Origin of the sequence: Comamonas faecalis (genome assembly GCF_039538025.1) — a bacterium.
Taxonomy (GTDB): Bacteria; Pseudomonadota; Gammaproteobacteria; order Burkholderiales; family Burkholderiaceae_C; genus Comamonas_C; species Comamonas_C faecalis.
Genome location: NZ_BAABBP010000014.1, coordinates 80,751 through 93,713 on the forward strand (window position 1 = coordinate 80,751; position 12,963 = coordinate 93,713).

Genomic DNA, 12,963 nt, shown 5'->3' on the forward strand with positions numbered 1-12,963 from the left:
GGGTTTCATGTTTCGACGCAATGCTCTCAAGACCCTGGCCGCCCTCGGCTGTGTGGCGGCTCTGGCCGCCTGCTCCAAGCCGCAGGCGAGCTTTCAGGGCACCGACGTGACCGGGCTGGAATATGCCCAGAATTTCCACCTGACCGACCACAACGGCAGCGAGCGCAGCCTCAAGGACTTTGCCGGCAAGGTGGTGGTGATCTTCTTTGGCTACACCCAGTGCCCCGACGTGTGCCCCACGTCGATGCAGGAGATGGCGCAGGTCAAGGCTGCGCTGGGTGCCGACGGCGAGCGGCTGCAGGGGCTGTTCATCACGGTTGATCCCGAGCGCGACACGCCCGAGGTGCTCAAGGCCTACATGGCCAACTTCGATCCCGGTTTTCTGGCGCTGCGCGGCACGCCCGAGCAGCTGGAAGCCGTGGCCAAGGAGTTCAAGGTGTTCTTTCGCAAGGTCGACGGCCAGACGCCGACCAGCTACACCATGGATCATTCGGCCGGCAGCTATGTGTACGACACGCAAGGGCAACTGCGCGTGTATGAACGCTACGGTGCCGGCCCTCAGGCGCTGGAGGCCGACGTCAAGACCTTGCTGGCCGAGGCCAAGTAGCGCGGGCGGACTCAGGTGTAGCGCTTGGCGCGCAGGTTGTTCTTCATCTGCTGCAGCACCGGCTGCAGCGGCTCGCCGATGCGCAGCGCCACGCGCGTGGCCAGTACGTCGATGATGAGCAGGTGCAGCAGGCGCGAGACCATGGGGCTGTAGCGGTCGTAGCCCTCGGGGTGGTCGGCCGCCAGGTGGATCTGGCAGCTGTGCGCCAGCGGCGATCCGCTGGCGGTGATCGCAATCGTCGTCGCGCCGCCCTTGCGCGCAATGCCGGCGGCGTCCATCAGGTCACGCGTGCGCCCCGAATTGCTGATGATGACCGCGCAGTCTCCCGGGCCCAGCAGCGTCGCGCTCATGACCTGCATGTGGCCGTCGCTGGTTGCCAGGCTGGTGATGCCCAACCGAAAGAATTTGTGCTGCCCGTCCTGCGCGACGATGCCCGAGTTGCCCGCGCCATAGAACTCCAGGCGCCGCCCTGTTCGCCAGGTGGCGGCAATCGCCTCGGCGGCGCGGTCCAGCGCCTGCACGCTGGCGGCGTTGCGGTACTGCAGAAAGGCCGCGACCGCGTTGTCCACCACCTTGACCAGCACGTCGGCGGTCTTGTCGTCGCTATCCACGCTGCGGTGGATGAAGGGCACGCCCTCGCTGACGCTGCCGGCGAGCTTGAGCTTGAAGTCGGCCAGCCCGTCGTAGCCCATGCTGCGGCAAAAGCGCACCACCGTCGGCTTGCTGACCAGCGCGCGCGCTGCCAGCTCGCGCACCGGCAGCGTGGTGAAGGCGCGCGGGTCGTGCAGCACCAGGCGCGCCACGCGCTGTTCGGCAGGTGCCAGGCTGGGCAGGGAGGCGGCGATGCGGTCGAGCATGGGGGACGCTGAGGACGGAGGAGCTGTTGCGAATGTAACGCGGTTTCATCCGCGCGAGCGGCATACACTTGACGGCTATGCGCGCCGCGGGCGCGCTTTGCGATGAGGATGTGCATGAACCAGCTCCAGGCCCTGAAACAGTTCACCACCGTCGTGGCCGATACCGGCGACTTCAAGCAGATGGCGCAGTTCCAGCCGCGCGATGCGACGACCAACCCGTCCCTGATCCTGAAAGCGGTGCAGAAGCCCGAATACGCGCCGCTCTTGCAAGACGCGGTGCAGCGCTGGCGCGGCCGCGCCGTCGACGAGGTCATCGACCGCCTGCTGGTGCGCTTTGGCTGCGAGATCCTGTCGCTCGTCGACGGGCGAGTGTCCACCGAGGTCGACGCGCGTCTGAGCTTTGACACGGCGGCCACGGTGGCGCGCGCGGAGCGCCTGATCGAGCTCTACCAGGCCGAGGGCGTGCACACGGGCCGTGTTCTGATCAAGGTGGCCGCGACCTGGGAGGGTATCGAGGCGGCGCGCCAGCTCGAGCGCCGCGGCATCCACACCAATCTGACGCTGCTGTTCTCGATGGCGCAGGCCGTGGCCTGCGGCCAGGCGGGCGTGCAACTGATCTCGCCCTTCGTCGGGCGCATCTACGACTGGTACAAGAAGCAGGCCGGCAGCGCCTGGGACGAGGCCGCGACGGCTGGCAGCAACGACCCCGGCGTGCGCTCGGTGCGCGCCATCTACCAATACTACAAGCACCACGGCATTGGCACCGAGGTGATGGGCGCGAGCTTTCGCAACGTCGGGCAGATCGTGGCGCTGGCTGGCTGCGATCTGCTGACGATTGCGCCAGAGCTCCTGGCGCAGCTGGCCGCCAGCGACGTGCCGATCGTGCAGGCGCTTGATGCCGATGCCGCGCGCGCGCTGGATCTGCCGCGCATCCAGTATGACGAGGCGGGTTTCCGCTACGCGCTCAACGACGACGCGATGGCCACCGAGAAGCTGGCCGAAGGTATTCGCGCGTTTGCGGTCGACGCGGTCAAGTTAGAACAATTGATGACGGCGGCCTGAGCCGCCGGAGCCCGGGAGTCAGCCCGCTACACTCGCGCCAGCCGCCCGCCCGTGCGGGCGCGGAAAGCCACTATCCATGCATTCAGTCGTCATCAGCGGCACCGGCCTGTACCAGCCGCCGTTTACGATCAGCAACGCCGAGCTGGTCGAAGCCTTCAACCACTACGCCGATCAGGAGAACGCGCGCCACGCCGGCGCGATTGCAGCCGGCGAGCGTGTGCCGCTGCAGCATTCCAGCGTCGAGTTCATCGAGAAGGCCTCAGGCATCCGCCAGCGCTACGTACTGGACAAGACCGGCATCCTCGATCCGGCGCGCATGTATCCGCATTACGCCGAGCGCAGCGACGACCAGCTGTCGCTGATGGCGGAAATTGGCGTGGATGCGGCGCAGAAGGCGCTGGCCCAGGCGGGCAGGAGCGGCGCCGACGTGGGCATGGTGGTGTGCGCTGCGTCCAACATGCAGCGCGCCTACCCGGCGATGGCCATCGAGATCCAGCAGGCGCTGGGCGCGGGCGGCTACGGTTTCGACATGAACGTCGCCTGCTCGTCGGCCACCTTCGGCATCGAGCAGGCGGTCAACGCGGTGCGCAGCGGCAGCGTGCGCTGTGCGCTGGTGGTCAACCCAGAGATCACCTCGGGCCACCAGGCATGGAACGACCGTGACTGCCACTTCATCTTCGGCGACGTGTGCACCGCAGTGCTCATCGAGCGCGCCGAGGAAGCAGTCGCCAGCGACACTTGGGAAGTGCTGGGCACGAGTCTGGCCACGCAGTTCTCCAACAACATCCGCAACAATTTCGGTTTTCTCAACCGCAGCGAGGACAGCGACCCGGCCGCGCGCGACAAGACCTTCCGCCAGGAAGGGCGCAAGGTGTTCAAGGAGGTGGTGCCGATTGCCGCCGCGCACATTGAGGAACACTTGCACGCCCTGGATCTGCAGCCTGCCGGGGTGCGCCGCTTCTGGCTGCACCAGGCCAACGAGGGCATGAACCAGCTGGTCATCAAGAAGCTGGTGGGCGAGGTCAGCCGCGACCGCGCGCCGCTGATCCTGGACGAATTCGCCAACACCGCGTCGGCCGGCTCCATCATCGCCTTCCATCGCCACCGCGGCGACCTGGCCGCGGGCGACGCAGGCGTGATCTGCTCGTTTGGCGCCGGCTATTCGGTGGGCAGCGTCGTGGTGCGCAAGCGCTGAGGGCTGCCCGCATGGATGCCGTGATGCCACAGGAATGCGAGACCGCGCAGGCAGCGCTGGGGCCGCGCTGCGACCAGACGCCGCAATGGGCGCAGTTGCGCGCCTACTTCGAGCGCCAGGGACGTCAGCTCGATCTGCGCGAGGCCTTTGCCAGCGACCCGCAGCGCTTTGCGCATTTCAGCCAGCAGGCACCCGAGGTGTTTGCCGATCTGTCGAAAAACCTGTGGGACAGGGGCAGCGAGCGCCTGCTGCTGGACATGGCGCGCGCCTGCGGCCTGCAGCGGCACCGCGATGCGCTGCTGACCGGCCAGGCGGTCAACATCACCGAGCAGCGCGCTGCGCTGCATACGCTGTTGCGCCGCCCGCGCGGCCTGGCTCTGCCGGGCGATGAGCCCTGGGTGGCCGGCGCGCTGAAGGAGGTGCACCAGACGCTGGATGCGATGCTGGCGTTTGCCGAGAGCGTGCGGGCCGACGCGCAGATCACCGATATCGTCAACATCGGCATCGGCGGTTCCGACCTGGGGCCGCAGATGGCGGTGGTGGCGCTGGAGCCCTACCGGGTGCTGGGCAAGCGCTTTCACTTCGTCTCCAACATCGACGGCCACGAACTCGACCGCGTGCTGCGCAACGTGCGCCCCGAGCACACGCTGTTTATCGTCGCCTCCAAGACCTTCACCACGCTGGAGACCATGACCAACGCGCGCTCGGCGCGCGCCTGGTTCGACGCCCAGGGCGGGCAGGACGTGGCGCGTCACTTCGTCGCGCTGACCAGCAACGTCGCCGCGGCGCGTGACTGGGGCGTCACCACGACGTTCGGCTTCGCCGACTGGGTCGGCGGGCGCTATTCGCTGTGGTCGTCCATTGGCCTGTCGATCGCGATCGCCATTGGCGACGCCGGCTTTCGCGCGCTGCTGGCCGGCGCGCACGCAATGGACGAGTATTTCCGCACCGCGCCTCTGGAGCACAATCTGCCGGTGCGACTGGCGCTGCTCGACGTCTGGTATCGCAACTTCCATGGCTTCGGCAGCCGCTGCATCGCGCCCTACCACGCCAACCTGCGGCGCCTGCCGGCGCACCTGCAGCAGCTGGAGATGGAGAGCAACGGCAAGCGCGTCGACCACCACGGGCGGGCGCTGCCCTATGCCACCTCGCCGGCGCTGTGGGGCGAGCCGGGCAGCAACGGCCAGCATGCGTTCTTCCAGCTGCTGCACCAGGGGCCGGACGTGCTGCCGCTGGAGTTCGTCGCGGTGCGCGAGGGCATGCACGCGCTGGCGGGCCACCACCAGATGCTGCTGGCCAACGCGCTGGCCCAGGCGCGGGCGCTGATGCAGGGCCGGCACAGCGACTGCGGCCACCGCCACTTTCCGGGCAACCGGCCCAGCACGTTCTTGCTGCTGGACGCGCTTACGCCCGCCTCGCTGGGCGCGCTGGTGGCGCTTCAGGAGCACCGGGTGTTCTGCTCGGGCAGCCTGTGGGGCATCAACAGCTTCGACCAGTGGGGCGTGGAACTGGGCAAGCAAATGGCGCTGGACCTGCTGCCGCGCCTGCAAAGCGGTGACGTGGCGGGGCTCGATGCCTCGACGGCCGGACTGCTGCAACGCATGCGTTGAGTCGCACGGCGGCGCCCCTGTGATGTGGGCGCCAGGCAGGCGCACCCGCACTCGCATTCGATAAGGATGGCAAGCGCAAGCGGCCAACAACCGCTTCTCCGGGTCAATGCATCAGGGCATTGGGCAATGCATGCAGCGTATGCAGTGCTTGAGCACTGCGCGCACGCCGGCCTTGCTGCAAGGCCGCACGGGTGGACTGCAGCAGCCGGGCCGCCTCCAGGCGCAGGGGCTGTGGCGCGGCGTCGCTGTCCTGCAGTGCCATGAGCTTGTGGTGGGCGCGGCACAGGCATTCGGCGGCGCTGGCAGGCTGGTTCATGTCGGCGTAGCAGTCGGCCAGATTCAGGTGGGCGGTGACGTAGGCGGCGAGCCGCTCGTGCGGCGCATGGCTGTCCTGCGCATGGGTGAGCAGCTGGCGCGCCACGCACAGCGCCCGCGTGTACCAGGCCAGCGCGTGCGCCAGGCAGTGCGCGCGGCGGGCCGCCAGGCCCTCGCGGGTGAGCTGTTTCCATTCGCTCAGCAGCGGGTGGTCGGGCGTGTCGTTGATGATGGAGGCGTCCTGGGCGGTCGCGGGGAACTGGAGGGCGGGCTGTCTCATGGCATGTCCTTGTCGTTCACGGTGGCGGGTTCGGCGGGCTGGGCCTGCTCGGTGGGCTGGCTGCGCAGGATGCGCAGCGCGTCGGGCTGCTCGGCCAGCACGCAGGTCGCGCCCTTGCGCCGGCAAAAATCCTCGGCGCGCCAGAAATGGCCGTGGCTCACACAGCCGGTCTGGCAGATCACCAGATCGGCGTAGCGCTGGCTGCGCGCCAGCCGTTCGGCTTCGGCATCGGTTTCGGCATGGGTGTTCGTTGGAGGGAGAAGATCCGGTTCGAGCCAGGCGGCGCTGGCAGCGAGTTGCCGGCGGCGGTCTTCGCGCTCCCAGGCCAGCACGCTGCACAGCACGACGGCCTGGGCGCGCACGCGCACCAGTTGCTGCTGCAGTCGGGCGATCTCCTGGGCCTGGGCGCGGGCCTGCTCGGTGCAGCGCCGTTGCAGCGCGCCGAAGTGGCGCAGCAGCACGCCATGTTCCGCTGCCAGCAGATCGGAGTCTTCTTCGGGGTAGGGCACGGCGCAGCGGCTCTCCATCGGAATCGGGCGGACTTGCGAAGAATGCGCTCGTGTTCGTGCAAAAAAATGCCTGGCTAAAGGGCGAACCGGTGACTGGCAAAAAGTAGCCAACGGGCTGCATTGAACGACCCGCTGGCGACCCCACGATGAGCGTCGTGCCGCAACGTCGTGCGTCGCGGCCTGAGTGCATTATCGCTATAAATGAGAATGATTCTTAGTAACTATAAGAAAAATTTTCCTACTTTCCGAATGGGGGCCAGTCGGCGGCAGAAGTCGATTGCTTGCCGTCCTTCAAAAATTCGCCCGAACGGAATGATGCAGACGCAAAAAAGGCTGCCGAAGCAGCCTTTCGTGATGCGGGCCGTGGAAGAAGGCTGAAGCCTTCTTCCCGTCGCGTAGGCGATTACATGCCCATGCCGCCCATGCCGCCCATGCCACCCATGTCGGGCATGCCGGCGGGTGCGTCGTCCTTGGGCGACTCGGCGACCATGGCTTCGGTCGTCAGCAGCAGCGAGGCGACGGAGGCGGCGTGCTGCAGCGCGGCGCGGGTCACCTTGGTCGGGTCCAGAATGCCCATCTCCAGCATGTCGCCGTAGGTGTCGGTCGCGGCGTTGAAGCCGTAGTTGCCCTTGCCGCCCAGCACTTCGTTGACCACCACCGAGGGCTCGCCACCGGCGTTGGCCACGATTTCGCGCAGCGGCGCTTCGATGGCCTTGAGCACCAGCTTGATGCCGGCATCCTGCTCGGCGTTGTCGCCCTGCAGGTCGCCAATGGCCTGGCGTGCGCGCAGGAAGGCCACGCCGCCGCCGGCGACGATGCCTTCTTCCACCGCAGCGCGGGTGGCGTGCAGTGCGTCTTCGACGCGGGCCTTCTTCTCCTTCATCTCGACCTCGGTGGCAGCGCCGACCTTGATCACGGCAACGCCGCCGGCCAGCTTGGCCACGCGCTCTTGCAGCTTCTCGCGGTCGTAGTCGCTGGTGGCTTCCTCGATCTGGATGCGCACCTGCTTGACGCGCGCCTCGATGTCGGCGGCGGCACCGGCGCCGTCGATGATGGTGGTGTTTTCCTTGCCGATTTCCACGCGCTTGGCCTGGCCCAGGTCGGCCAGCGTCACCTTCTCCAGCGTCAGGCCCACTTCTTCAGCGATGACCTTGCCGCCCGTCAGGATGGCGATGTCTTCCAGCATGGCCTTGCGGCGGTCGCCAAAGCCGGGGGCCTTGACGGCGACGACCTTCAGGATGCCGCGGATGGTGTTGACCACCAGAGTCGCCAGGGCCTCGCCCTCGACGTCCTCGGCAATGATGAGCAGCGGACGGCTGGCCTTGGCGACGGCTTCCAGCGTGGGCAGCAGGTCGCGGATGTTGCTGATCTTCTTGTCGAACAGCAGCACGAAGGGGTTTTCCAGCAGCGCGACCTGCTTCTCGGGGTTGTTGATGAAGTAGGGCGACAGGTAGCCGCGGTCGAACTGCATGCCTTCGACGACTTCCAGCTCGTTGTCCAGGCTCTTGCCGTCTTCGACGGTGATCACGCCTTCCTTGCCCACCTTGTCCATCGCGTCGGCAATGATCTTGCCCACGGACTCGTCGGCGTTGGCCGAGATGGAGCCGACCTGGGCGATTTCCTTGCTCGTCGTCGTGGCCTTGGACTGCTTCTTGAGCTGCTCGACCAGCGCGACGACGGCCTTGTCGATGCCGCGCTTCAAGTCCATCGGGTTCAGGCCGGAGGCCACGTACTTGGTGCCTTCGCGCACGATGGCCTGAGCCAGCACGGTGGCGGTGGTGGTGCCGTCACCGGCGATGTCGTTGGTCTTGGAAGCGACTTCCTTGACCAGCTGCGCGCCCATGTTCTGGATCTTGTCCTTGAGCTCGATTTCCTTGGCCACGGACACGCCGTCCTTGGTCACGGTGGGGGCGCCGAAGCTGCGCTCGAGCACCACGTTGCGGCCCTTGGGGCCCAGGGTGACCTTGACCGCGTTGGCCAGGATGTTCACGCCTTCGACCATGCGGGCGCGGGCGTCAGAACCGAAAACTACGTCTTTTGCTGCCATTTTTCAAAACTCCAGTGTTGCGTTCGTGGGTTGGGCGCCTTGCATGTCCGGGCATGCGCGGTGCAGCCGGCGGGGCGCCCAACGGCTTCCAAATTACTGCTCGACGACCGCGAACAGGTCGTCTTCCTTCATGACCAGCAGCTCGTCGCCTTCGACCTTGACGGTCTGGCCGCTGTACTTGCCGAACAGCACGCGGTCGCCGACCTTGACGCTCATCGCGACGCGGTCGCCATCCTCATCCAGGCGGCCGGGGCCGACGGCCAGCACTTCACCCTGGTCGGGCTTCTCGGCAGCGTTGTCGGGGATGACGATGCCCGAGGCGGTCTTGGTCTCGTTTTCCAGGCGCTTGACGATCACGCGATCGGCGAGGGGGCGCAGTTTCATTTGCAAGGCTCCTAAGTTGAAACAAAAGGCGAAATGCCCAACAAGACGCCCGCAATGGAGGCGGGCGTTTCGTATTTGCAGCAGATGGTGTTGTTAGCACTCATCCGCCTTGAGTGCTAATGATAAGGGCGTTGTCGCCGATTTCAAGACCTCAGCGGCGCGGGCAAGGGAAAAAAGTGGCCGAGGATCTGCCAGTGGTCATCGTGGAACTGCGCCTCCATCGCCGGCAGGTCGGCCAGCGCCACCCATTGCGCGTGTGCCGCGTCGTCGCCGCCTTCCACCGCGGGCAGGGGGGTGTCGCCCAGGTCGAAGCAGAAAGCATGGGTGATGACGCGTCCGCGCTGGCTGCGCTGCGGGTGGTCGAACACCTGCACGCCGCGCAGCGCCGCGCGCAGCTGCGCCTCGGGCAGTTGCAGCAGGGTTTCCTCGGCCAACTCGCGCAGGCAGGACTGCCACAGCGTGTCGTAGGGCTCCAGAAAGCCGCCGGGCAGCGCCCACAGCCCTTTGCCCGGCGCGTGCGCGCGGCGGATCAAGAGCACCTGATCCTGACAGCGCAGCACCGCGTCGACGGTGACGAACACCGGCGGGTAGGGCGCGTTGGCCCAACTGGCGCGGTAGTCGCGCAGCACGCGCCATTCTTCCTGCAGCGCGGCGTAGTCGGGCGTTTGCGCAAAGCGCGCAAGCCAGTCGCGGGTGCTGGCGGGCAACTGGCCGGTCAGTGCCGCCAGTGCGGGCTCAAGCGCGCCGGGGGCGGCTCCAAGATAGGCGTCGCGCACCGGCGTGGCGTCGAACTGGCCCTGGCGCGGCATGCGCACCAGCGGCCAGCCGGGGAAGGCGCGCAGATAGCCGCTGGTGTCGTCCTTGAAGTGGCCGATCAGCGCAATGCGGGCATCCGCGGGCAGGTGCGCGGCGACGGCCTGGCGCACCGCCTCGGCCCAGCGCGGCTCATCGTAGTAGTCGCGCACCGGCAGCAGCGCCATGCGGCTGCGCTCGGCTTCGGGCAGCGCGGCGCGCAGCATGTCGGCGCGCTCCTGCCAAGTGAAGGGGTTGCGCGGCGTGCGCGCCTGGTGGGCCGATCCCAGGATGACGATGACCTGGCGCGCCTGCGCCAACGCCGCGCGCAGCAGCGCCAGGTGGCCGTTGTGCACGGGCTGGAAGCGCCCGATGAGGATGGCGGCGTCGTAGGGTTGCATGGGGTGGATGTCTCCGGGTTGTGGCGCGTGTCGACCTGTGGGGCGGCATCGTAGCGCGCCCGGGCCTGGGCATTACCGGATCAGCACCATCCCGAGCGCCAGCAGCAAGACCACGCCCGTCGCCCGCTCGATGCGGGGCACCTGGCGGGTGAAGCGCGCGACCACCCGGGGGTGGCCGATGGCGACGGCCACGGCCAGATCCCAGGCGAGCACGGCGGTAAACATCCAGGCGCCGTAAAACCACCGTACGCCTGTGGCGGCATTGCCCAGCAGCGCAAACAGGCTGGCGTAGAACAGCGCGTTCTTGGGGTTGAGCAGGCCCGAGGCCAGGCCCATGCGCAGGCCGGCGCTCCAGCGCGGCAGGGCGGTGTGCCAGCCCGGCATGGGCAGGTCGCGATGCGCTGCTGCAGGCGCGCGCAGCAGCTGCCAGCCGAGCCACGCCAGGTATCCACCATTTCTGAGCTGCCTATGCGGCAGTGAACGCCTACCCCTGGAGCCTGGCGCAGGCCGCCCTTTTCTGAGCTGCCTATGCGGCAGTGAACCTCGCGCGGGTAGTCGGCCCGTGCGTGGGTGTTTTCTGAGCTGCCTATGCGGCAGTGAACGCCGTCATCGCGGCAGGCAGCAGCAAGACAGCTTTCTGAGCTGCCTATGCGGCAGTGAACCCGCGCCTCCTGCGGGATCAAGCGCGGCGGCATTTCTGAGCTGCCTATGCGGCAGTGAACTCCAACGGACGCGGGAAGCTGGTTTTTGTGGATTTCTGAGCTGCCTATGCGGCAGTGAACGACCGCGACGACGCGGTAGGTCTGGGCGGACATTTCTGAGCTGCCTATGCGGCAGTGAACGTCGCGGCCTGCGCCGCGCTGCCCAGGCCAAGTTTCTGAGCTGCCTATGCGGCAGTGAACGGGCACGGGCGTCACCGCCGACGGCACGGTGTTTTCTGAGCTGCCTATGCGGCAGTGAACGTGGTTGTAAACGTCCCGGCGGCAATATCGTATTTCTGAGCTGCCTATGCGGCAGTGAACCAGCCTCGGCATGCTGTCGGGAATCCGCACCTTTTCTGAGCTGCCTATGCGGCAGTGAACACGTCCAGCGTGGCAATCAGCGCGCCGGTACGTTTCTGAGCTGCCTATGCGGCAGTGAACCTGCCCTGATGTGATGGCCCTCGTCTTTCCGATTTCTGAGCTGCCTATGCGGCAGTGAACTACTCGTCTGGCGCAGGCGGTGGTGGGCTGACTTTCTGAGCTGCCTATGCGGCAGTGAACGTCGACCCGCCAGCGTGCAGCAGCAGGGCCGTTTTCTGAGCTGCCTATGCGGCAGTGAACGGTTTGAGCACGTTGTTCTTGACCGCGCGCCATTTCTGAGCTGCCTATGCGGCAGTGAACGGCAGCACCTGCCATTGCCCACCTTGCCACTGTTTCTGAGCTGCCTATGCGGCAGTGAACGGCAGACAAGGCCGTGGCCTACGAGGTCGAGTTTTCTGAGCTGCCTATGCGGCAGTGAACAATAAAACTTGTGTTTACAGACGCGTTTTAGATTTCTGAGCTGCCTATGCGGCAGTGAACGTAGACGACGCGCTCGGACAGGCGGCCATACATTTCTGAGCTGCCTATGCGGCAGTGAACAGCAGATCCAGGCCCGCCTGCTGGTCGAAATGTTTCTGAGCTGCCTATGCGGCAGTGAACACTTCCTCAGCAATCTTCCGACCGATCGACCATTTCTGAGCTGCCTATGCGGCAGTGAACATCACCGCCTTTGCCTGCTCAAGCCAGGGCCATTTCTGAGCTGCCTATGCGGCAGTGAACACGGCGGCATCAAAGACGTCAAACGCCACGCCTTTCTGAGCTGCCTATGCGGCAGTGAACATTTCGGCGTCGACGGTGATCGTCGTGTCGGTTTTCTGAGCTGCCTATGCGGCAGTGAACTCGCGCCTGGAGACGCGCAGCGTCACGTTCTCTTTCTGAGCTGCCTATGCGGCAGTGAACGGCATCTCCACCTACGGTGTGATGCTGGGCAATTTCTGAGCTGCCTATGCGGCAGTGAACATGGCCGTCTGCATTTCGCGGCGCGCCTTGAATTTCTGAGCTGCCTATGCGGCAGTGAACTCATTGGGCGCTCCTGCGAAATCTGTGTTGTATTTCTGAGCTGCCTATGCGGCAGTGAACGAGCTGGTCGCTGGCGCAGGGCTCTCCACCAATTTCTGAGCTGCCTATGCGGCAGTGAACACGTTGACGCCCGTGCCCATGGCGCTGCTGACTTTCTGAGCTGCCTATGCGGCAGTGAACGCCTCGGGCGCGGCGTCAAACGGGGTGTCGACTTTCTGAGCTGCCTATGCGGCAGTGAACTAGGAGATACCAGCCAAAATCTGGCAGTAGCTTTTCTGAGCTGCCTATGCGGCAGTGAACAAAACCGCCGACCTGGGCGCCCTGGCCGCAAATTTCTGAGCTGCCTATGCGGCAGTGAACCCTGAGCCTGCGCCCGGGAGCGGAAGACTACCTTTCTGAGCTGCCTATGCGGCAGTGAACATGACCACATTCAAGCCAGACCAAGACGACATTTTCTGAGCTGCCTATGCGGCAGTGAACGGCTACTGCCGGCACTCGCTCGACTCCATGATTTTCTGAGCTGCCTATGCGGCAGTGAACAAGATGTGCAGGTAGTAGCCTTGTGTGAACAGTTTCTGAGCTGCCTATGCGGCAGTGAACTTACCGCGTTTTTGGTATATATCGCTCATTTTTTTCTGAGCTGCCTATGCGGCAGTGAACTAGGCCATTAGGCTCTAAGGATGCTCTGAATAACTCACCTCCAGGCGTGCTACGTCTGGGCTATTTTTCAGATGATGCAATTTGAGTTGACTTCGGCAGGGGCAACTATTTTTTTGCCCGCCGATCGGGGCGTTTTGCCCCT

General features: G+C 65.7%; 11 protein-coding genes and 1 CRISPR repeat array. Of the genes, 4 read left to right on the forward strand and 7 right to left on the reverse strand.

Annotated elements, in window-relative coordinates; translation table 11 throughout:
• Positions 1 to 7 precede the first annotated feature (7 nt).
• Entirely contained in the window at positions 8 to 607 is a 600-nt protein-coding gene (locus tag ABD767_RS09720; protein ID WP_344869542.1) for an SCO family protein, read from the forward strand.
• A gap of 11 nt (positions 608 to 618) precedes the next feature.
• Here the strand turns inward: ABD767_RS09720 and ABD767_RS09725 are convergent, their stop codons facing one another.
• Entirely contained in the window at positions 619 to 1,464 is an 846-nt protein-coding gene (locus ABD767_RS09725) for an SIS domain-containing protein (protein ID WP_103045535.1), read from the reverse strand.
• Positions 1,465 to 1,578: 114 nt separating this feature from the next.
• Here ABD767_RS09725 and tal point away from each other — a divergent pair, with 114 nt between their 5' ends.
• From tal to pgi, 3 genes are all read left to right on the forward strand, one after another.
• Positions 1,579 to 2,526: a transaldolase gene (tal, locus tag ABD767_RS09730; protein WP_344869545.1), complete on the forward strand. Its 948-nt coding sequence runs from the start codon at positions 1,579 to 1,581 to the stop codon at positions 2,524 to 2,526.
• A 76-nt stretch (positions 2,527 to 2,602) separates the two neighbouring features.
• Positions 2,603 to 3,721 carry a beta-ketoacyl-ACP synthase III gene (locus tag ABD767_RS09735; protein ID WP_103045533.1) on the forward strand — a complete coding sequence of 373 codons (1,119 nt, stop codon included), beginning with the start codon at positions 2,603 to 2,605 and terminating at the stop codon, positions 3,719 to 3,721.
• An 11-nt stretch (positions 3,722 to 3,732) separates the two neighbouring features.
• Positions 3,733 to 5,331, forward strand: coding sequence for a glucose-6-phosphate isomerase (pgi, locus tag ABD767_RS09740; protein WP_344869547.1), 1,599 nt, complete (start codon positions 3,733 to 3,735; stop codon positions 5,329 to 5,331).
• Between the two features lie 103 nt (positions 5,332 to 5,434).
• On the opposite strand, the gene ABD767_RS09745 is transcribed toward pgi, so the two are convergent.
• From ABD767_RS09745 to ABD767_RS09770, 6 genes are all read right to left on the reverse strand, one after another.
• The gene (locus tag ABD767_RS09745) at positions 5,435 to 5,926 is read right to left on the reverse strand and encodes a hypothetical protein (RefSeq protein WP_344869549.1); all 492 of its coding nucleotides are present in this window, start codon (positions 5,924 to 5,926) and stop codon (positions 5,435 to 5,437) included.
• The gene (locus ABD767_RS09750; protein WP_344869551.1) at positions 5,923 to 6,435 is read right to left on the reverse strand and encodes a hypothetical protein; all 513 of its coding nucleotides are present in this window, start codon (positions 6,433 to 6,435) and stop codon (positions 5,923 to 5,925) included. Before ABD767_RS09750 ends, ABD767_RS09745 begins: the two co-directional genes overlap by 4 nt.
• A gap of 403 nt (positions 6,436 to 6,838) precedes the next feature.
• Entirely contained in the window at positions 6,839 to 8,482 is a 1,644-nt protein-coding gene (gene groL, locus ABD767_RS09755) for a chaperonin GroEL (protein ID WP_103045531.1), read from the reverse strand.
• A 93-nt stretch (positions 8,483 to 8,575) separates the two neighbouring features.
• The gene (gene groES, locus ABD767_RS09760; RefSeq protein ID WP_103045530.1) at positions 8,576 to 8,866 is read right to left on the reverse strand and encodes a co-chaperone GroES; all 291 of its coding nucleotides are present in this window, start codon (positions 8,864 to 8,866) and stop codon (positions 8,576 to 8,578) included.
• Positions 8,867 to 9,009: 143 nt separating this feature from the next.
• Positions 9,010 to 10,059: a bifunctional nicotinamide-nucleotide adenylyltransferase/Nudix hydroxylase gene (locus ABD767_RS09765; RefSeq protein WP_344869555.1), complete on the reverse strand. Its 1,050-nt coding sequence runs from the start codon at positions 10,057 to 10,059 to the stop codon at positions 9,010 to 9,012.
• 72 nt (positions 10,060 to 10,131) lie between these two features.
• A complete protein-coding gene (locus ABD767_RS09770) occupies positions 10,132 to 10,503 on the reverse strand; it encodes a LysE family translocator (protein ID WP_344869559.1) in 372 nt (123 codons plus the stop codon).
• A gap of 10 nt (positions 10,504 to 10,513) precedes the next feature.
• A CRISPR array of direct repeats spans positions 10,514 to 12,821; the repeat unit is 28 nt; unit sequence TTTCTGAGCTGCCTATGCGGCAGTGAAC.
• The last annotated feature ends 142 nt before the right edge of the window (positions 12,822 to 12,963 follow it).